This is a genomic window from Dyella humi, from assembly GCF_044904605.1.
In the GTDB taxonomy this organism is placed as follows: Bacteria; Pseudomonadota; Gammaproteobacteria; order Xanthomonadales; family Rhodanobacteraceae; genus Dyella_B; species Dyella_B humi.
Genome location: NZ_JADIKI010000022.1, coordinates 14,615 through 33,566 on the forward strand (window position 1 = coordinate 14,615; position 18,952 = coordinate 33,566).

General features: G+C 61.9%; 18 protein-coding genes. 7 read left to right on the top strand and 11 right to left on the bottom strand.

Annotated features, from left to right (window positions below):
- Nucleotides 1-23 precede the first annotated feature (23 nt).
- From ISP18_RS05070 to miaB, 6 genes are all read right to left on the bottom strand, one after another.
- Nucleotides 24-1,238: a lipoprotein N-acyltransferase Lnb domain-containing protein gene (locus tag ISP18_RS05070; protein ID WP_380007525.1), complete on the bottom strand. Its 1,215-nt coding sequence runs from the start codon at nt 1,236-1,238 to the stop codon at nt 24-26.
- 285 nt (nt 1,239-1,523) lie between these two features.
- Nucleotides 1,524-2,363, bottom strand: coding sequence for an HlyC/CorC family transporter (locus tag ISP18_RS05075; RefSeq protein ID WP_380007528.1), 840 nt, complete (start codon nt 2,361-2,363; stop codon nt 1,524-1,526).
- Between the two features lie 194 nt (nt 2,364-2,557).
- Entirely contained in the window at nt 2,558-3,049 is a 492-nt protein-coding gene (gene ybeY, locus ISP18_RS05080) for an rRNA maturation RNase YbeY (RefSeq protein ID WP_380007531.1), read from the bottom strand.
- Nucleotides 3,050-3,064: 15 nt separating this feature from the next.
- A complete protein-coding gene (locus ISP18_RS05085; protein ID WP_380007534.1) occupies nt 3,065-4,114 on the bottom strand; it encodes a PhoH family protein in 1,050 nt (349 codons plus the stop codon).
- Between the two features lie 82 nt (nt 4,115-4,196).
- The gene (locus ISP18_RS05090) at nt 4,197-4,724 is read right to left on the bottom strand and encodes a GNAT family N-acetyltransferase (RefSeq protein WP_380007537.1); all 528 of its coding nucleotides are present in this window, start codon (nt 4,722-4,724) and stop codon (nt 4,197-4,199) included.
- 9 nt (nt 4,725-4,733) lie between these two features.
- Nucleotides 4,734-6,077, bottom strand: coding sequence for a tRNA (N6-isopentenyl adenosine(37)-C2)-methylthiotransferase MiaB (gene miaB, locus ISP18_RS05095; RefSeq protein ID WP_380007540.1), 1,344 nt, complete (start codon nt 6,075-6,077; stop codon nt 4,734-4,736).
- 361 nt (nt 6,078-6,438) lie between these two features.
- Here miaB and ISP18_RS05100 point away from each other — a divergent pair, with 361 nt between their 5' ends.
- Nucleotides 6,439-7,518: a lytic transglycosylase domain-containing protein gene (locus ISP18_RS05100; RefSeq protein WP_380007543.1), complete on the top strand. Its 1,080-nt coding sequence runs from the start codon at nt 6,439-6,441 to the stop codon at nt 7,516-7,518.
- A 52-nt stretch (nt 7,519-7,570) separates the two neighbouring features.
- Here the strand turns inward: ISP18_RS05100 and ISP18_RS05105 are convergent, their stop codons facing one another.
- Entirely contained in the window at nt 7,571-8,776 is a 1,206-nt protein-coding gene (locus ISP18_RS05105) for a S1C family serine protease (protein WP_380007546.1), read from the bottom strand.
- Nucleotides 8,777-9,010: 234 nt separating this feature from the next.
- On the opposite strand from ISP18_RS05105, the gene petA reads away from it, so the two are divergent.
- From petA to cycA, 6 genes are all read left to right on the top strand, one after another.
- Nucleotides 9,011-9,616, top strand: coding sequence for a ubiquinol-cytochrome c reductase iron-sulfur subunit (gene petA / locus ISP18_RS05110; RefSeq protein WP_380007549.1), 606 nt, complete (start codon nt 9,011-9,013; stop codon nt 9,614-9,616).
- A complete protein-coding gene (locus ISP18_RS05115) occupies nt 9,616-10,920 on the top strand; it encodes a cytochrome b (RefSeq protein ID WP_380007552.1) in 1,305 nt (434 codons plus the stop codon). The genes petA and ISP18_RS05115 overlap by 1 nt, the downstream gene beginning before the upstream one ends.
- On the top strand, nt 10,913-11,656 hold the full coding sequence (locus tag ISP18_RS05120; protein WP_380007554.1) for a cytochrome c1: 744 nt from the start codon (nt 10,913-10,915) through the stop codon (nt 11,654-11,656). The genes ISP18_RS05115 and ISP18_RS05120 overlap by 8 nt, the downstream gene beginning before the upstream one ends.
- Before the next feature lie 89 nt (nt 11,657-11,745).
- Nucleotides 11,746-12,372: a glutathione S-transferase N-terminal domain-containing protein gene (locus ISP18_RS05125; RefSeq protein WP_380007557.1), complete on the top strand. Its 627-nt coding sequence runs from the start codon at nt 11,746-11,748 to the stop codon at nt 12,370-12,372.
- 218 nt (nt 12,373-12,590) lie between these two features.
- On the top strand, nt 12,591-13,019 hold the full coding sequence (locus tag ISP18_RS05130; RefSeq protein ID WP_380007560.1) for a ClpXP protease specificity-enhancing factor: 429 nt from the start codon (nt 12,591-12,593) through the stop codon (nt 13,017-13,019).
- A gap of 251 nt (nt 13,020-13,270) precedes the next feature.
- Nucleotides 13,271-14,674, top strand: a complete 1,404-nt coding sequence (gene cycA / locus ISP18_RS05135) for a D-serine/D-alanine/glycine transporter (RefSeq protein WP_380007563.1) — start codon at nt 13,271-13,273, stop codon at nt 14,672-14,674.
- 3 nt (nt 14,675-14,677) lie between these two features.
- Here the strand turns inward: cycA and ISP18_RS05140 are convergent, their stop codons facing one another.
- The 4 genes from ISP18_RS05140 to ISP18_RS05155 all read right to left on the bottom strand — a co-directional run bounded on the left by ISP18_RS05140 (nt 14,678) and on the right by ISP18_RS05155 (nt 18,950).
- On the bottom strand, nt 14,678-15,094 hold the full coding sequence (locus ISP18_RS05140; RefSeq protein WP_380007566.1) for a DUF3301 domain-containing protein: 417 nt from the start codon (nt 15,092-15,094) through the stop codon (nt 14,678-14,680).
- A 36-nt stretch (nt 15,095-15,130) separates the two neighbouring features.
- The gene (gene nadC, locus ISP18_RS05145) at nt 15,131-15,988 is read right to left on the bottom strand and encodes a carboxylating nicotinate-nucleotide diphosphorylase (RefSeq protein ID WP_380007569.1); all 858 of its coding nucleotides are present in this window, start codon (nt 15,986-15,988) and stop codon (nt 15,131-15,133) included.
- Between the two features lie 172 nt (nt 15,989-16,160).
- On the bottom strand, nt 16,161-18,473 hold the full coding sequence (locus tag ISP18_RS05150) for a DUF1631 domain-containing protein (RefSeq protein ID WP_380007572.1): 2,313 nt from the start codon (nt 18,471-18,473) through the stop codon (nt 16,161-16,163).
- A gap of 204 nt (nt 18,474-18,677) precedes the next feature.
- On the bottom strand, nt 18,678-18,950 hold the full coding sequence (locus tag ISP18_RS05155) for a Trm112 family protein (protein ID WP_380007575.1): 273 nt from the start codon (nt 18,948-18,950) through the stop codon (nt 18,678-18,680).
- Between the last annotated feature and the right edge of the window lie 2 nt (nt 18,951-18,952).

Here is an 18,952-nt window from a genome sequence, read left to right on the forward strand (position 1 = left end):
AGTACATGCGCAGGCTATCGAAATCAGAATCGCTTGGTTTGTCTAAGCGTCCAGGCCAGCGCCAGCCAGCAGGGCAGGGCGAAAAGTATCCAGGGCTGGTTTTGTTGTACGACGCCGGGTAGCAGGTGCATGAGCAGGGCGAGTAGCAGCGCGATCAGTTGAAGTAAAAGAGCGCCGTTGGCGGGGCGCGAGGGCGCGATATTGCGGCGTGCCTGCCAGATCGAGCACATAGGCAGAAAAGCGAGCGGATTGAACAGCAGCAGGTTGGCGTTGGCCCATGCGGAATGGTGAGCGGTGAGGGTCCAGAGGGTCAGCATCAGCAGGCCGGCGATGCCCGCAAAGAGCAGGAAGAGGCTAGCGAGTGCGATATAGATCGGTCGCGCGCGGAGCCATGTGACGACGATCAGCGTGGCGAACAGTAAGCCAGCGATGCCGAGCGGGATGCGCAAATCGGGTGGCGTCGCGGGTGGTGCGGCGAGGCGGTTGGGTGAGAGCAGGGTTTCGCTTTGTACGAGCGGCTGTGTGCCTTCGTTTCCGTTGGCGATGGTGACGTTGCGAATGTTCTTCTGTAGCTCTTCAGGCAGAAAGCTTTCCTGCCAGGCGTTGAGTGGCTGATCGGCGTAGGGGCCGAGGCCAAGATCGAGGATCAGCATCAGCCACGGTTGTGCGCTCATCAGGCGCACGGTTTGCTGGCGGTAGGTCATGCCGCCGGGCAGTTTGGTGAGGCGCGCTTTGATGACACCGCCGAGTGCGTGATCGAGTGCATCGCGAACGCGGGTGGTGCAGTTGTCGATGTAGTAGTCGTAGTTGTAGGTGGCGTTTTCGGGGCGCAGGTTCCAGAACAGGAAATCACGCAGTGCAGCGGCTTGTTGTGGGGTGAGGGCAAGCTTTTGCTTGGTGACGGAGCGGCCGGCTTGGACGTAGAAGTTTTCTTCGTCGGTGGTGGGTTCGGCGTCGATCAAGTAGTGCATCTGGCCGCGCGCGAAGTTGAAGAAGAAGTTCTTCTCGTCGAAGTTGAAGACGCCGTAGTTGAAGTCCACTTCTTCGCCGCTGGTCGTGTCGCGCAGTTCGATGGCGTCGTGGCCGAAGCGTTCCCAGTAGATCTCGCCAGGGCCGTAGGTGATGAGGGAGATTTCCAGGTTTTCGCCAGGGGCGTCGGTGACACCGGCGTGGGCTGGGAGGAGCGCGCAGCACAGGATGGCGAGGGCGGTGAGAAGGAGGCGGCCGGCCTTGGTCATGGGTGGGCGGTCTTTTGCGGGGACGCGTTAGGGTAGCGGATGTGTGTGGCTGGTGTGGTTCACGGTTAGGCGCAGCATCGTGTCCTCATGGCCGTCATTCCCGCGAAAGCGGGAATCCATTTTTGCATCTTGCATCAGAGCAACGTGGATTCCCGCTTGCGCGGGAATGACGGCTATGAGGAGTACAGGCTTTTACGAAAGCTATTGGGTGTCGCGCGAGGGTGGCTCCTCACCCCAACCCTCTCCCCGAAGGGGAGAGGGAGTTTGCTCTAGGCGATAGTGGAGTCAGCGGCGTACTACGCGGAACTGCTGCACGCGCCGATCGTCTGCATGGGTCACGTGGAATTCGAAGTTGCCGATGGCGATGGTTTCGCCCACTTCCGGCAGGTGGCCGAATTCGGCGGTGGCCATGCCGCCGACGGTGTCGAATTCTTCGTCGGAGAAAGCGGCGCCTACTTCTTCGTTGAAATCGGCGATGGGGGTGAGGGCGTCGACGATCCACTCGCCTTCGGCCTGCGGGCGCACGAGGTTGGGCTCTTCCTCGTCGTCGTGTTCGTCGTCGATTTCGCCGACGATTTCTTCCAGCACGTCTTCGATGGTGACGAGGCCGGCGACGCCGCCGTATTCGTCTACCACCAGCGCCATGTGGTTGCGGCTGCGACGGAATTCGGCCAGCAGCACATTCAGGCGCATCGATTCGGGAATCAGCACAGCCGGGCGCAGGATCGAACGCAGGTCGAAATCGTGACCGTTGCCGAAGTACTTAAGCAGATCCTTGGCGAGCAGGATGCCCAAGATATCGTCCTTGTCTTCACCGTGCACGGGGAAGCGGGAGTGGCCCGATTCCACCACGGCGGCAAGGATGTCGGGGAGCGGGGAGTCCACGTCGATCATCACGATCTGGACGCGGGGCACCATCACGTCGTCGACGTTGAGCTCGGTGACTCGCAGCGCACCTTCCAGCATGGGAAGGGTGTCGGCACTAAGCAGGCCGTTGGCCTGGGCGGTTCGCAACTCGTCGATCAGTTCTTCGCGGTTGCGCGGTTCGCCTGAAAAGAGATGGCCCAGTCGATCCCACCATTTTCGGGGGGCCGGGCCGCTGGTACTGCCAGGGTCCTCGTTCATTACTCTTGAAAAGACAGCCCAAGTGGGGCGGGAAAATGAGTCTATCGGAAAATCCGTGACAATTCAGAGCCTAGGAAAAGTGGACGGCTGCTCGAAATGCGCGGTTTAGAGCAACAACATGGGGACGGTCTGGCTGGCGTCAAAGTATGCGCGGTGGCTCCGATTTTCCTTGCCGGGCAGGCAGTTGCGCGCGTTCAAGACTGATAGGGATCAGGTACGCCCAAGCCCTTGAGAATGCGTGTTTCCAGCGCCTCCATCTGCACTGCCTCGGCCTCGACGATGTGGTCGTAACCCAGTAGGTGCAACACGCCGTGCACGGTCATGTGCGCCCAATGGTAGGCGAGCGGCTTGCCCTGTTCGGCGGCTTCCCGGCGCACCACCGGGGCGCAGATGGCGATGTCGCCCAGTAGCGGCAGGCGCACGCCAGGCGGCAGTTCCACCGGGAAGGAGAGCACGTTGGTGGCGTAGTCCTTATCGCGGTAGGTGCGGTTGAGCGTACGGCCCTCCCGCGTGCCGACGATGCGGATCGAAAGTTCCGAAGCCCGTCGGCGGCGCGCGCCGGCCAGGGCGGCTTCCACCCAGCGGCGGAAGCTGGCGGGCGAGGGGATGCCGGCGCGAGGGACGCCGTAGCTCAGATGGACGATCGCGGGACTCGGAAGGGCAGATGTGCGGACGTGAGCGGGCATGTTGTCGGCAACCTGTTATTCGCTCGCCTTCGGGGGTGCGGGCTTCGCTTTTTCTCGAGCACCGAGTCCCGAGTCACGAGCCCCGCTATTAGTCCCATCCTGCTCTTCAAACGCCTCATATGCCCGCACGATCTTCGCCACCAGCGGATGACGCACAACGTCGCGTGAGGTGAAGAAGGTAAAGCTGATCCCATCGACGCCGCGCAGCACCTCGACCGCATGGCGCAGGCCGGAGCGCACATGACGAGGCAGGTCGATCTGGCTGACGTCGCCGGTGATCACCGCCACCGAGCCGAAGCCGATGCGGGTGAGGAACATCTTCATCTGTTCGACGGTGGTGTTCTGCGCTTCGTCGAGGATCACGTATGAATCGTTGAGTGTGCGGCCGCGCATATAGGCGAGCGGCGCGATCTCGATCACGTTGCGTTCGATCAGCTTGGCTACTTTTTCGAAGCCGAGCATTTCGTAAAGTGCGTCGTAGAGCGGGCGCAAATAAGGGTCAACTTTTTGCGATAGATCGCCAGGCAGGAAGCCGAGCTTCTCGCCTGCTTCCACCGCTGGGCGCACCAGCAGGATGCGCTGCACGCGATTGGCTTCCAGCGCTTCCACCGCGCTGGCCACGGCCAGATACGTCTTGCCGGTGCCAGCTGGCCCTACGCCGAAGCTGATGTCGTGCGTGGTGATCGCGTGCAAGTAGCGCGCCTGGTTCGGGCCGCGGCCCTTGATCACCCCGCGCTTCACCTTGATGGTGACTTCCTGCGCGCTTTCGGCGGCTTCTTCCGCCATCGCGTCGATGCCGGATTCGGCCAGATGCAGGTTGATCTTCGCGCCGGTGAGCGCTTCGCGTTCGGTGGCGGCGTAGAGCGCGCGCAGTACTTTTTCGCTGGCGCGCGCGGCGGATTCCTCACCGATCACCTGGAACAGATTGCCGCGATGATCGATTTCCACGCCCAGGCGCAGTTCCACCTGGCGCAGGTGTTCGTCGAACGGACCGCATAGATTGGCGAGCCGGGCGTTGTCTTCCGGATCGAGGGCGAAATCGCGTTGGTTCAAACCATTGTTCATAGATGTTGAAGTATTCGTGTGTCGTTGCACCGGCGAATGCCGGACCAGTCCCTTCCTTGCAGGCAAAGTTGCCAGGCCCGACTTACGGCGGTGATGAAGCGTCGGTTTGTCTTAGATTGAGCAGATAGAAGCGCGTATCAACCGGCATGAACGGAAAGCTTGCCGGCAAGTCCGTTTTGTCGATCTGCGAGAAACCGTGCTTTTCGTAGAAGCGATGCGCGGCGTGAAATTTTTCCGTCGTGCCGAGAAACACATTCCGTACCGCGTGCTGCCTCGCCCAATCCAGCGCTGCATGCAGCAGTTTCATGGCAACACCCCATGCGGCGCCGCGATAGTCGGCCGCCACGAACATCTTTCGCAGTGCTACGCCGTGTTGACCGATATCTTTCAGCGCGATCGTACCGATGACTTGCTCCTGATCCAGCGCCACCCAGAAATTGCCGGCGCCTCGCTGGTAGTACGCAGGTATCGCGGACAGATCCGGCTGCCGTTCCAGGTCGATGTCGAAGCCGAATTCTTCCCGCTGGATCGTCACAATCAGCTCACCGACTGCAGCCGTGTGCCGTGCCTCGAAGGGCCGCAGCTGTATGCGTGCGGGGTCAGCACCCATGCTGGCGAGTCAGGCCGCTTCGCTGTCCACGCTTGCAACGCGACCCCGCAGCGAGTTGGTCATCGCTTCGGTGATCACTACGTCTACGAACTGGCCGATCAAGCGTGCTGGGCCGGGGAAGTTCACGTAGCGCATGTTCTCGGTGCGACCGGTGAGTTCGTTCGCGTTTTTCTTGCTGGGTTTTTCCACCAGCACGCGCTGCACGGTACCGACCATGGCTTCGTTGATCTTGCGGGCGTTCTCGTTGAGCACAACCTGCAGACGTGCCAGGCGTTCGCTCTTGACCGCGGCCGGTGTGTCGTCGGCGAGGTTCGCCGCCGGTGTGCCGGGGCGTGCGGAGAAGATGAAGGAGAAGCTTTGATCGAAGCCGACGTCGTCGATCAGCTTCATGGTCTTTTCGAAATCGGCATCTGTTTCGCCCGGGAAGCCGACGATGAAATCCGATGAGATGCAGATGTCTGGACGCACCGCGCGCAGCTTGCGGATCTTCTGTTTGAATTCCAGTGCGGTGTAGCCGCGCTTCATGGCCGCGAGGATGCGATCCGAGCCAGCTTGCACCGGCAGGTGCAGGAAGTTCGCCAGCTTCGGCACATTGGCGTACGCCTCCACCAGCGAATCGGAGAATTCCAGCGGGTGCGAAGTGGTGAAGCGGATGCGGCCGATGCTTTCGATTTGCGCGATAGCGTGGATCAGTACCGCCAAGTCCGCCGTGCCGCCGTCGTGCGTGGGGCCGCGATAGGCATTCACGTTCTGGCCGAGCAGGATCACTTCGCGCACGCCTTGTTCGGCGAGTTGCGCCACTTCCACCAACACGTCGTCGAACGGGCGGCTAATTTCTTCGCCGCGGGTGTAAGGCACCACGCAGTAGCTGCAGTACTTGGAGCAGCCTTCCATGATCGACACGAAGGCGGTGGGGCCGTCGGCGCGCGGCTCGGGCAGGCGGTCGAACTTCTCGATCTCGGGGAAGCTCACGTCTACCTGCGGCTTGCCGGTGGCACGCTTGGCTTCGATCAGCTCGGGCAGGCGATGCAGGGTTTGCGGACCGAACACCAAGTCCACGAACGGCGCGCGCTTCAGGATCGCCTCGCCTTCCTGCGAAGCGACGCAGCCGCCCACGCCGATCAGCACGGGCTTGCCGCCCTGTTTGTATTCGCGCCAGCGGCCGAGTTGGCTGAAGACTTTTTCTTGCGCTTTCTCGCGAATCGAACAGGTATTCACCAGGATCACGTCCGCTTCCGACTCGTCCTGGGTCAATTCCAGGCCATGCGACGCCTTCAGCACGTCGGCCATTTTGGCCGAGTCGTACTCGTTCATCTGGCAGCCGTGGGTCTTGATGAAAAGCTTGCCGCTCATGGCGTCGGGTACCGTGGTTTCAGGAGGCGGTGCGGAGTGCGTCGAACCCTGCATTGTACGCGCGCGCTGTGTTACGTGTCACTGATGGATCAAGTACTTGCGTAGGGATGCGGCCGCCTGGGCAGTGTGTGGGCTGGGATGGCAATCCCATCTTCTTTCGCACCTTGCTGCTGAGATTGTCATCCCAGCCTACGCGCTCTATGAAATCAGAGAGATCAGGCGAGGGCGGCCCCTCACCCCAACCCTCTCCCCGAAGGGGAGAGGGAGCTCAAGCTGCGGCAGTACGTATATCCATGTTCTGGCACACGAATTCGCCAACTCGTGCTTGGCGAGGGCAGCGCATGGGCGCAAACTGGCCGCCATGTTTGCCGCCGTCCGCCAAAGGGGAGGCAGCGGCCCCGGCGCAAGCCGCGTCCCTGCGCTTCTGATCTCCATCCTGCTGCTCATGCTGGGGTGCGGCCTGTTGTTGGCAGCGCGGTCCGCGCACGCCAGCGTGCTTTATCGCTGCGCTGGTTCGCAGGGCGAAGTGGTATTCGCCAGCAGCAAGACGGGGTATCGGGATTGTCGGCAGGTAGCCTCGTTCTCGACGCCCGCGCCGCACGCCGGGCCTCGTCGGGTTGCGTCAAAAGACATCACCTCGTTGGCCTGGGTTACTGGCTGGGTGGAAACCACAGCTAAGCCGATCGCGCCGATCGTCGTGTCGCTGGATCAGGTGGAGGCCGGTGTCGAAACCACGGCTCGGGTGGCGCCGCTCTCGTCCGGCAAGCCGGGGCAGTGGACCTACAGCGAATCGCGCAGCAGCTTGTCCCCAGCACTGGCCGCCACCGGCGCGCCGGATACGCCGGACAACCGCGTGCTGCGCGGCGCCGTGTATAGGGTGGTGCATCGCGATGGCAGCGTGGAGTACACCAATATCCCACCTGCCGGCGGGCAGTCGAGCAACGTCACGCGGCTTTTCAGCTACATCGCCACCTGCATGGCGTGCAATCTGCACTCGACCATCAACTGGGGCACGGTGGCGCTCAACCTGGATGCGTACAAAGACGTAATCCGCGAGGCGAGCTTGGAGTCCGGCGTCGACGAAGCTGTGATCCGCGCCATCATCCATGCCGAGAGTGCGTTCAACCCGCGGGCGATGTCGCTCAAGGGCGCGCAGGGGCTGATGCAGTTGATGCCTGGCACCGCCAACGACATGGGTGTGCTCGATGCGTTCGACCCGGTGCAGAACATCCGTGGTGGTGCACGTTATCTCGGTCTATTAATGAAGAATTTCAACGGCGACGTAAAGCTTGCCGCGGCCGCCTACAACGCTGGGCCCGGCGCCGTGCAGCATTACAACGGCGTGCCGCCGTTCGCGGAAACGCAGGTGTATGTGCAGCGCGTGGGTGAGTTGGTGCAGCGGTATGCGAAGGCGTTGCATCCGCCGTTGGCGAGTCTGTAGGTTGCCCCCCTCACCCCAGCCCTCTCTCCGAAGGGGAGAGGGAGTAAAGCGTTCACCCCTGAATATCGCTACCGCCGCCGGCCGCCGTACTCAAGGTCGGCAACCGTGGAGGCCGCTCGATCACGTTCACCATCACATGGAACGGCACACCGTTGCGCAGGCCAGATACTTCCACCTTACTGCCGGGCTTGAGCGCTGCTTCGTGGCGGCTGAGGTCGGCGGGATCGCGGACGTCGTCCTCGCCCAGGCGCAGCAGGATGTCGCGTGGCTGCAGACCGGCGGCGGAGGCGGGGCTGCCAGGGTAGATATCGGTGACCTGTGCACCGCGCGCCGCGGCGGCTGGCAGGCCGCTGTCAGCGGCGACGGGCACGAAGCCGTAGTTCGCGCCGAGCCAGCCGCGAATCACGTGTCCGGTTGCGATTAATTGTCGCAGCACGTTGGTAGCTGTATCGACCGGAATGGCAAAACCGATACCCTCCGCATTAACTGCCTTGCCTATGAGGAGGGTGTTGATACCGACTAGGTCACCATTGCTGTTGACCAGCGCACCGCCGGAGTTGCCGAGGTTGATCGCGGCGTCGGTCTGGATGAAATTTTCTGGACTGCTGTTGTTCAACTGGCGACCGATGGCGCTGATGATGCCCATGGTCACGGTCTGATTGAGGTTGAGCGGATTGCCGATGGCGAGCACCACGTCGCCCACGCGCAGCCTTTTCGGATCGGCCATCTGGATCACTGGCAGGTTGCCGGCGTCAATGATCTTCAGCACGGCGAGATCGGTTTCCTCGTCTGCACCGACCAGCTTGGCCTTAGCCACGCGACCGTCGTACAGCAGCACCTGGATGTCGTCGGCGTTGGCGATCACGTGGTTGTTGGTGAGCACGTAACCGTCAGCGCTCACGATCACGCCGGAGCCGAGGTTTTGTTCGCGCCGCTTCACCGTGCCGATGGGCGTGCCGCCGAACAGCTGCTGCATCAGCGGATCGGTGAACATGCGCACGGCCTGTTCGGTCACGACCTTGTTGGCGTAGATGTTGACCACCGAAGGTGCCGCTCTGGCAACGGCATCGGCGTAAGAAAATGGAGATGCTTGCGACGAGGTCGAGCCCGCTGTCGAAATGTCCGCGTGCTGCAACCCGACGCGTGCACGCAGGCGATCGCCAATGCCCGGCCAGATCAGGCTGATCACGAACGCGATCGCCAGCCCGAGTATCACGAATCGGGCAACAAAGGCGACGATGCCGGCGGCATGCTTCATGTCGTAATCAATCTTGGAAAGTAAGCGCGTGAGTGTGGCAGAGCGACGTGACCGCCCATAACCTTTTATTGTAGGGTTGTTGACCTGAGGCTAGACTAACGCGATTTTTATAGGTAACGCGATTTTGCAGGGGCACGATCCTGGGGCGGTCGGCGAAGAACGCAAACTTTCTCGTCCGCAGTGGCAGAATCTGGTTTCTGCAGTGTCAATGGCATGCAAGTACCGGAGAGCCTGATGGCGAACGAAGTCGTCGATCAAGGCCGCCGCCGCTTTCTCACCACGACGACAGCCGTGGTGGGTGGAGTAGGTGTAGTGGCGGCAGCTGTGCCTTTCATCAAGTCGTGGGAACCCAGTGCAAGAGCGAAGGCCGCAGGCGCCCCTGTTACTCAATCGCTGAAAAAGATCGAGCCCGGCCAGCAATTGATCGTGGCTTGGCGCAGTCTTCCGGTATTCATCGTCAATCGCACGCCTGCGCAGCTTGCGGTGTTGCCTAAGCAAGATTCTCGTCTGGTCGATCCGAATTCCACCGGCGCTTCTTCCGATCAGCAACCCAAGTACGCACAGAACGCTACGCGCTCGATCAAGCCCGAGTGGTTGGTGATGATCGGCATCTGTACTCACTTGGGCTGCGTGCCCGATTACGTGGGTGAGATGAAGCCCGAGCCATTCGATCCGAGCTGGCAGGGCGGCTACTACTGTCCTTGTCATCACTCGCGCTACGACATGGCCGGACGCGTCTATCAAGGCGTACCTGCGCCGAAGAACATGGCGATCCCGCCTTATCACTTTGTCGATGACACTACTGTGCAGATCGGCGTGGATGCGGAAGGGGCAGCGTAATGGCGAACGTCTTCTCGAACATTGGTGAATGGTTCGTCGAGCGGGCACCCGGTTTGATGCCGGTGTACCGCAAGCACATGACCGAGTATTACGCGCCGAAGAACTTCAACATCTGGTATTACTTCGGCTCGCTCGCTCTGCTGGTGCTGGTCAACCAGATCGTCACCGGCATCTTCCTCACCATGAACTACGACCCGAGCGCGAGCGGTGCGTTCGACTCGGTGCAGTACATCATGCGTGACGTGGAGTGGGGCTGGCTGATCCGCTACATGCATTCCACGGGCGCGTCGCTGTTCTTCGTGGTGATCTACCTGCACATGTTCCGCGGCATCATGTACGGCTCGTACCAGAAGCCGCGCGAGCTGGTGTGGCTGCTTGGCATGTTGATCTTCCTGGTGCTGATGGCCGAAGCCTTCATGGGTTACGTGTTGCCGTGGGGCAACATGTCGTTCTGGGGCGCGAAGGTGATCGTGTCGCTGTTCGGCACCATTCCGCTGATCGGCAAGGATCTGGTCGAGTGGATCATGGGCGATTACCTGCCGGCCGATGCCACGCTCAACCGCTTCTTCGCGCTGCACGTGATCGCGCTGCCGCTGGTGCTGCTGTTGCTGGTGGTGCTGCATCTGGCGGCGTTGCACGAAGTGGGTTCGAACAATCCGCAAGGCGTGGATATCAAGCACGGTCCGAAAGGCAATCGCTGGGATCCGACCAAGCCGGCTGATGGCATTCCGTTCCATCCGTACTACACGGTGAAGGATCTGGTGGGCGTGGGGCTGTTCCTCGCCATCGCGGCATTCATCATTTTCTTCCAGCCCACTTTCGGTGGTTGGTTCCTGGAACACGACAACTCGATTCCGGCGAACAACCTGGTGACGCCCGCGCAGATCAAGCCGGTGTGGTACTTCACCGCGTTCTACGCGATCGTGCGCATGATTCCGTCGGCCATGGGCACCGCGGTGTGGGGCGTGCTGGGTATGTTCGGCGCCATCGTGCTGCTGTTTCTGCTGCCATGGATCGATGCCGGCAAGGTGAAATCCATCAGCTATCGCGGCACTGGCTACAAGGTGGCATTGGCTTTGTTCGTGCTTGCGTTCTTCGGGCTGGTGCTGATCGGCACGGATTCCACCGCTGAACTGATTCCGATGGTGTTCGGTGCGAGCGCCGATGTCACCTCCCTGGAGAACTTGTTCGGGCGCGTGATGACGCTGATCTACTTCGGGTTCTTCGTATTCCTGTGGCTGTACACGCATCTTGGCTGGGAAAAGACCAAGCCGGTTCCGGAACGGGTGACGACGCATGATTAAGCGCTACATATCCATTTTCGCGTTGGCGTTCGGCCTGCTGCTCGGCACCACGGCGGTTCTGGCGGAAGAAGGTCCGGAGCTGCCCGCCGCGGGCACCAATCTGCGCGATCAGGCATCGCTGCAGCGCGGCGCGCACATCTTCTTCAACTACTGCGTGGGCTGCCACTCGTTGAAGTACCTGCGCTACGAGCGCATCGCGGACGACCTCGGGCTGACCGAGGACGACGTGATGAAGAACCTCAACTTCACCGGCGGCAAGTTCGGGGACCCGGTGATCTCGCACATGCCGGCCGACGACGCGCAGAAGTTCTTCGGCAAGGCACCGCCGGATCTCTCGCTGGAAGTGTCGGCCAAGGGCGCGGACTGGGTATTCGGCTACCTCAATTCGTTCTACCTCGATCCCAAGAGCCCGATCGGCTGGAACAACACCGTGCTGCCGAATGCGGCCATGCCATTCCCGCTGTGGGAGCTGCAGGGCGTACAGGTGCCGGTGATGAAGGAGGTCAAGGCCGGCGACGATCCGCAGATCGAAAAGCTCACGCTGCTCCATCCCGGCAGGCTCTCGCCCGAGCAGTACCAGCAGGCCACCCGCGACGTCACCAACTTCCTGGAATACGCCTCCGACCCGGCTGCTCTGCAGCGGCGGCATTACGGCATCTGGGTGGTGCTGTTCCTGCTGGGCTTTACCTTCCTGGCATACTTGCTCAAGAAAGAATATTGGAAGGACGTCCACTGATTCGAAGGGGCGCCTACTGACCAAAAAGGACTTGTGGCCGCAGGTGGCACACGCCATTCTTGCGGCCATCTCGAAGGGGAGACTGGTGCATGGTCCAGAACGCTCGTTCCCGGACGGTACTCGCCCTGTACACCGCTGCCGATGACATCCAGTGTCATCGCGTACGGCTGGTGCTGGCAGCGAAGGGAGTCACCTATGACCTGGTCGTGGTCGACCCGGCCAAACCCCCGCCGGACCTGATCGATCTGAACCCGTATCACACCCTGCCGACCCTGGTCGATCGCGAACTCACCCTGTACGACACCTCGGTGGTGTGCGAGTACCTGGACGAGCGCTACCCGCACCCGCCGCTGATGCCGATCGATCCGCTCTCCCGCGCCCGGCTACGGCTGGCGGCGGTACGCATCGAGCGCGACTGGCTGCCGGAAGTCGAGCACATCAAGGCCGGTGGCCGTCCGGCGGACACGGCCCGCAAGCGGTTGCGCGAACACCTGCTTGGCGCGTTACCGTTGTTCAAGGCGTCCAAATTCTTCCTCAACCCGGAAATGAGCCTGGTCGACTGCCTGGTAACGCCGGTGGTATGGCGTCTTCCTTCGCTGGGGGTAGACCTGGGCCGGGAAGGCAAACCGATCATGGATTACGGCGAGCGCCTGTTCCACAGTCAGGGGTATGCTCGCAGTCTGACGGCAGAGGAAAAGGCTTTGAGGGTGCTCTGACTGGTTTTGCGTAAACGGTCTTCTGGACATCACCCCATCTTTCTCATTCAATACGCAAGGACCGGTTCTGTCTGTCCGCATATCTTCGGTGCGTCGCCTCGACAGACAGCCAGTCTGTCGAGGCGACACCCCTGTGATCTGCGAACAGACAGAGTCGGGGACGTCTACGCAAAACCAGTCAGAGCGCCCTTCAGGTGACCACCCAGCAACACCATAAGATGAGTTCCAATCGCCCGTATCTGCTACGGGCGATCTACGACTGGATCAGCGACAACAACCTCACGCCCTACATGCTGGTCGATGCCACGCGCAGCGGCGTGCGCGTGCCGCCACACGTGATCAAGAACGGGCAAGTGGTGCTCAACCTGGCCATGCGCGCCGTGGCCAACCTGGATCTGGGCAACGAGTGGATCAGCTTCCAGGCGCGCTTTTCCGGCGTCAGCCATAGCATCCAGATTCCGGTGCCTGCCGTGCTCGCCTTGTACGCGCAGGAAAACGGGCAGGGCATGATGTTTCCTGCCGACGAGGAAGAAGGTAGCGAGCCGCCGAGCGACACGCCGCCTTCGCCGCCCGAGCCAGAACCGCCGTCGGGCGATGGGGACAAGCCGAAGCGAGGTGGTGGGTCGCATTTGCGGGTGGTGAAGTAAACGATCGCTCTTATACCCTCTCCCCTTCGGGGAGAGGGCTAGGGTGAGGGGACAAGGCTTGACGGAAAGCTGACTAATACGTGCAAGTATCTTTTTGATTCTTGCGCATGTGATGAAAGATCACGCGAGGTTGGCCCCTCACCCCAACCCTCTCCCCGAAGGGGAGAGGGAGTAGGCATTGCTACAGGTCCAGATAGCCGCACCACCACGTTTCCTCTAAGGTATCGGCTTTCTCCTACAAATCATTCCGTATGTCCTCAGCCCAGGAACACCCGGATCATCTACGGCGCAGTCTGTCCAATCGTCACCTGCAATTGATCGCTATCGGTGGTGCGATCGGCACCGGACTGTTCATGGGGTCGGGCAAGACGATCAGTCTGGCCGGGCCTTCGATCTTGTTGGTGTATCTGATCATCGGCGTGATGCTGTTCTTCGTGATGCGCGCGATGGGCGAGCTGCTGCTGTCGAATTTGGAATACAAGTCGTTCATCGACTTCTCTACCGATCTGCTCGGGCCGTGGGCCGGTTTCTTCTGCGGCTGGACGTACTGGTTCTGCTGGATCGTTACCGCTATCGCGGACGTGATCGCCATCGCCTCGTACGCGCAGTTCTGGTTTCCCGGCCTGATGCCGTGGATTCCCGCCGTGTTCTGCGTGCTGCTTCTGCTCGCGTTGAATCTCACCGCGGTGCGGGTGTTCGGTGAGTTGGAGTTTTGGTTTGCGTTGATCAAGATCGTGGCGATCATCGCCTTGATTGTCACCGGCTTCGGCATGATCGCGTTCGGGTTTCAATCGCCCTCGGGTCATCACGCTGCGTTGGCGAATCTGTGGAACGACGGCGGGTTGTTCCCCACCGGCGTGGGCGGTTTCTTCGCAGGTTTCCAGATCGCCGTATTCGCATTTGTGGGCATCGAGCTGGTGGGCACGACGGCGGCGGAGACGGCCGATCCTACGCGCAACCTGCCCAAGGCGATCAACTCGATCCCTATACGCATCATTCTGTTCTACGTGTTGGCACTGGTGGTGATCATGACGGTCACGCCGTGGCGCCTGGTGCAGCCGGGCAGGAGTCCGTTCGTGGAGCTGTTCATGCTGGCCGGCATTCCCGCCGCGGCCAGCCTGATCAACTTCGTTGTGCTGACGTCGGCCACTTCCTCGGCCAACAGCGGCATTTTTTCCACCAGTCGCATGCTTTACGGTCTGGCCGAAGAGAGTCACGCGCCACGCGGGTTTGCGCGCCTGTCGCGAGCGGCGGTGCCATCGTATGGCCTGCTGTTCTCTTGCGTGTGTTTGCTGGCGGGCGCGATGCTGGTCTATGTGGTGCCCAATCTGGTGACTGCGTTCACCCTGGTCACCACGCTGTCGGCTGTGCTCTTCATGTTCGTGTGGTCGCTGATCTTGATTGCGTACATGGCTTACCGGCGCAAGCGGCCGCACCTGCACGCGACTTCGTCGTACAAGATGCCGGGCGGCGTGGTGATGTGCTGGGTGTGCTTGGTGTTCTTCGCGTTTGTGCTGTGGTTGCTGACATTGCAGGCGGATACGCGTCAGGCGCTGTTGGCGAGCCCGGTATGGTTTGTGGTGTTGGCGATCGGGTATGTGTGGAAGGGGCGGCGCGCTGCGGCAGTTACCGCGCCGGTCCGTGAAGAGGGCTAAGCCTCAATGCCGGATATCCCGGTCTCGATATTGCCGGCGAAACGGCACCACGTTGCTGTGCTCTGAGGTATCAGGGGTATCAGGTGTATGTGCCGGCTGCTCCGGCATGTACAGCTCGATGGTGGGAAGGATCAAGGCGGTAAGCACGTTGCCAATCATCCACAGGTGGCCGGCTTCGCGGTCGTCGCCGTCGATGCTCACCTCGAAACTGTAGCGGCGCTCCAGCACCCGCTGGCCGTGGAAGCGTTGCAGGCGCAGACCGCTCAGGCCCACGGTTTCGTCCAGCAGTTGCAGACCATGTTGCTGGCAGCGCCGACGCGCTTCTTGGATGGCGCGGTCGCGGGCGCGGCTCAATACCAACCAGGTGCCGGCGATGGCCAGCAGCACGAGCAGCAGCAATAGGGTAGCGAGGTCGCCCATGCTTGCAGTGTGTGGGCGACTGACCTGCGTAGCAAGTCAGTTGATCTTCAAACGCAGCGAAAGATCGACCGCCCGCACGTGCTTGGTCAGCGCACCCACTGAAATGTAATCCACCCCGGTTTGGGCGTACTCGCCGATGGTCTGAAGATCGACGTTGCCGGAGATCTCCAGCGGCACGCGGCCATTGGCCTGCGCGACCGCTTCGCGCATCAGCGGCAGGGTGAAATTGTCCAGCATGACGCGATCCACGCCTGCGTCCAGTGCTTGCTGCAGTTCGTCGAGGTTTTCCACCTCCACTTCCAGCAGCAGCGTAGGGTGCAACCGGCGGGCTGCCTGGACTGCAGCGGCAATGCTGCCGGCGGCGATGATGTGGTTTTCCTTCACCAGGATCGCATCGTAGAGACCGATGCGATGGTTGTGGCCGCCGCCGCAGCGCACGGCGTACTTTTGCGCGAGCCGCATTCCCGGTACGGTCTTGCGCGTATCGAGCACACGCGTGCGAGTGCCGGCGACGGCTGCGACATAAGCGGCCGTGATCGTGGCGGTACCGGACAGCATCTGCAGGAAATTCAGCGCGGAGCGCTCGGCCGTGACGAGTGCACGCGCGTTGCCACGCATTTCGCAGACGACGCTGCCAGGTGCGACGCGATCGCCGTCCGTGATGCTCCAGTCGATGCGCGCATGCGGGTCGAGTTTGCGCACGCAGGTGTCGAACCAGAGAATGCCTGCGATCACGGCATCTTCGCGACAGGTGAGCTGTGCGGTGGCCTCAGCATCGGCTGGCAGCAGGCTGGCGGTAGCGTCGCCGTGGCCGATGTCTTCGGCGAAGGCGCGTTCGACGTCGGCGTCGATCAGGTTCTGGTTGGGCGGGGCGAAGCGGAAGGCGTGGGTCATGAAGAACTCGATGCGCGAAGGGTGACACCCTCTTGGGGGTGAGGGGACAAACTTGCGCGCATGCTACTTCACTGCGCCGGAAATCGGCGCGTCGTTCGTGTGGTAATGAGGGTAGTGGAGAGCGTGGCCCCTCTCCCTTTCCTTAATCAAAGATGGGGAAAGGGAGAAAAACTCAGGGCGATTCGCCCGCGCGCACTTCCTCGTGGCTCAGGCGATCCACGATCGCGTCCATCGCACGGTCGAACAGGGCGTTCGAAGCCAGGATGCGTGCACGGCCATCCGTCATCACCATCGCCAGTTCGTAGGGCGAGTAATCGCCCACCTTCAGGCCACGGCGGTTGACGAAGAGGTAGCGGCCGCTCATCGGGCTGATCCACGACAGCTTGGCGCGCTCGAAATGCCCATCCTGGCCGCTGAATTCCAGCCAGGTGCCAGGCTTGAGCACCTTGACGCGCTCCAGTTCTTCGCGCACTTCCGGTGCGATGGCGTCTTCCGCCGGTTCGACACTGGCCGGGTCGTCTTCCAGGTCGGCCACGCTTTCGGCGATCGGCTGGATGCTTTCCGGAATCGGTAGCGGCGCAGGCGTGGCGGATTGCGAGTGCTGCTCCTGCGCCGGCGCGGCATCGCCAAGCTGCTGGCGATAGTACGCGTGGAGCTGGGCGAGCAGCTTTTCGATGTCCGCGTCCTGGAAGGCCACGTTTGCCAGGCCCTTGCGCAGCGCGCGCTCGATGCCGGGCAGCAACTGGCGCAGGTCGCGCTTGGCTTCCGGCGTGCGGACCGGCTTGGTGCTGGCGATGAAGGCGTCGACGAAACGCAGCGCTTCGCGCAGGTCGTTCGATTCCTCGCCCTTGCGCAGGATGGTGAGCACCAGGTAGTTCGCCCACGCACGCGACAGCACGCCGTGGATCAGTGGCGGCAGCGCATGATCGCCGATGCGATTGAGAATTTCGCGCGCGGCGCGGCGGCGCGCCTGCTCCAGCTTTTCGCGTCCGCGTGTGGATTCGGCCACGCGCTGCTCGGCCAGTTCCGCGCGGCGGCGGTTGGATTCCTGGAATTGCTGCAGTTCGGCGGACAAGCGATCGAAGATCGTCATGTCATCGTCGAATTCCTGCAGCAGGCGATCGACGATGGCCTTGATGGTGTCGTGCAGGCGGCCGTCGCGGTCCGATTCCTCGGACCAGCTCTTGGCCGCTTCGGCGAGGCCGTCGAGCAAGCGGCGCGCGGGATGTTGGCGGTGCGCGAACAGCTTGCGGTCGAGAATGGCGGCCTTGAGATACGGAATCTGCAAACGCGCCAGCATCACCTGCATCTGCGGCGGCAGGTTGCGATCTTCGAGAATGAACTCGAACAGCATGCCGACCAGGTCGATGGTGTCTTCGTCGATGGTGGCGATCTGGCCGGGGCGTTGGCCGCGCAGGGAGCCGAGCTGGGTAAGCAACTGCTCTTTCAGGTGCAGCACCTGCTCGGCGATATCCACCGCGCTCGCGCTGGGCGCGGCGGCGACCGGCAGCGATACCATGGCCGCCTGGCTTTGCAGCACGCTTAGCGCGCCGATCAATTCGTTGGCCGTGGGCAGCGGGCCATGCGCCATCGCCCCCAATGGAGCTGCCGAATGCCCGCGGCGCGAGCTGAACAAGGTGCGCAAGGTCTGCAGCAGCTCGGCGGAGGCTTCGCTGTCATCGGCCGGCAGAGGCTGCGGCACTTCGCCCGCGGCTGCGGTCTGGCCCCCTCCCGCGCCGGTCCCTGCGTTGCCGGCGGTGTTGCGCACCACTTCGTGACGGAGTTGCGGCAGCACGCCCGCGCGCATCAGCTCGGCGTTGACTTCCTGGTACAGCTCTTCGAGCGCCGACATTACGTAGCGATCGAACAGCTTGTAGATGATCAGCTTCACGCGCATGTCGGCGTTGAGCTCGCGCATCGCCTGGCGGAACGCCTGGGCCAGCAGTGCCGGACCGACCGGGTTGGTGGCATCCTCGATGCGCGTGCCGCCACAGATCACTGACAGGCGCTGGTTCACCGCGAACAGGTCACGCGAGAGACGTGTCTCGTTTTTGCCGATCATGCTGGTGATGGCCAGCGATTCTTCCAGCTCGTTGTCGGCGACCAGCGAGAGTTCGACCGAACCGGGTACCGGCGCTGACGGGGTGCCGGCGGCGCTTGGCGTCGTGGCGGAACGGTTGCCGCTGGCGAAGTCGTTCAGCTCACGCGACACCAGCGACAAGAAACTGCGCTCGATCACCGGCCGACGCTTGCGCACCTCGCGCATGCCGTCGAAGTAATGCATCTGCGCGGCGTTGTTCTCGGCTTTCTCGGCGAGATCGAACAGGGCGTCGTCGACGTGTTCGAACATGTTGCCGATGTACTGCTGCAGGCGGCGGGAGGAGATGTTACGGACAGCGTTCAACAGGTCGCCTCCGCGTCCGCTGGAGGGATCCAGCCGCTGGCTAAGATTGACGACGTTGGAGGACTCGTTGGCTTCGTTCATCGCCACACCCCTGTGGTTGGCTGGCTAGGCCGATGTTTATAGCTGCCGCGGATGGCAGCTGTTTTACCTTGGCGACCGCGGACGGTCGCGGCAGGGATGCCGCCTATACCCGGAACATAAGCGAAATTGGGTTTCACCGCCATGTCCCAAGTCATGCTTTTGTGTACTGTCCGTCTAAGTACAGTGAAGACGGATCGTAATTTTTTACGCTGTCGCGGGAAAATCCGTGAACTGGGTGGTGCCGATGCCTTCTTCGGGCAGCATCATAGGGATCCCATCCTCGATCCGGTAGATCACTTTGCGGTCGACCGTGATCAGGCCCTCGGTCAGCCGGTTTTGCACCGTGCTACCGGCCACGTTCAGTACCTGACCGGCGTCAATCGCCCGGTTCAAGGTGCTGAGTTCGCTGGTACTGAGAGGGCGCACCGGCGTTTTGCTTACCGGGCAGCAGAGGATGTCGAGCAGGCGCTTATCCATCG

Coding starts and splice junctions, on each gene's coding strand:
- ISP18_RS05075 (WP_380007528.1), bottom strand. CDS start 2,363: ATGAACGAGGACCCTGGCAGTACCAGCGGCCCGGCCCCCCGAAAATGG.
- ISP18_RS05125 (WP_380007557.1), top strand. CDS start 11,746: ATGGTCCAGAACGCTCGTTCCCGGACGGTACTCGCCCTGTACACCGCT.
- cycA (WP_380007563.1), top strand. CDS start 13,271: ATGTCCTCAGCCCAGGAACACCCGGATCATCTACGGCGCAGTCTGTCC.
- ybeY (WP_380007531.1), bottom strand. CDS start 3,049: ATGCCCGCTCACGTCCGCACATCTGCCCTTCCGAGTCCCGCGATCGTC.
- ISP18_RS05070 (WP_380007525.1), bottom strand. CDS start 1,238: ATGACCAAGGCCGGCCGCCTCCTTCTCACCGCCCTCGCCATCCTGTGC.
- ISP18_RS05120 (WP_380007554.1), top strand. CDS start 10,913: ATGATTAAGCGCTACATATCCATTTTCGCGTTGGCGTTCGGCCTGCTG.
- ISP18_RS05140 (WP_380007566.1), bottom strand. CDS start 15,094: ATGGGCGACCTCGCTACCCTATTGCTGCTGCTCGTGCTGCTGGCCATC.
- miaB (WP_380007540.1), bottom strand. CDS start 6,077: ATGAGCGGCAAGCTTTTCATCAAGACCCACGGCTGCCAGATGAACGAG.
- ISP18_RS05100 (WP_380007543.1), top strand. CDS start 6,439: ATGTTTGCCGCCGTCCGCCAAAGGGGAGGCAGCGGCCCCGGCGCAAGC.
- ISP18_RS05130 (WP_380007560.1), top strand. CDS start 12,591: ATGAGTTCCAATCGCCCGTATCTGCTACGGGCGATCTACGACTGGATC.
- ISP18_RS05105 (WP_380007546.1), bottom strand. CDS start 8,776: ATGAAGCATGCCGCCGGCATCGTCGCCTTTGTTGCCCGATTCGTGATA.
- ISP18_RS05150 (WP_380007572.1), bottom strand. CDS start 18,473: ATGAACGAAGCCAACGAGTCCTCCAACGTCGTCAATCTTAGCCAGCGG.
- ISP18_RS05090 (WP_380007537.1), bottom strand. CDS start 4,724: ATGGGTGCTGACCCCGCACGCATACAGCTGCGGCCCTTCGAGGCACGG.
- ISP18_RS05085 (WP_380007534.1), bottom strand. CDS start 4,114: ATGAACAATGGTTTGAACCAACGCGATTTCGCCCTCGATCCGGAAGAC.
- ISP18_RS05115 (WP_380007552.1), top strand. CDS start 9,616: ATGGCGAACGTCTTCTCGAACATTGGTGAATGGTTCGTCGAGCGGGCA.
- ISP18_RS05155 (WP_380007575.1), bottom strand. CDS start 18,950: ATGGATAAGCGCCTGCTCGACATCCTCTGCTGCCCGGTAAGCAAAACG.
- nadC (WP_380007569.1), bottom strand. CDS start 15,988: ATGACCCACGCCTTCCGCTTCGCCCCGCCCAACCAGAACCTGATCGAC.
- petA (WP_380007549.1), top strand. CDS start 9,011: ATGGCGAACGAAGTCGTCGATCAAGGCCGCCGCCGCTTTCTCACCACG.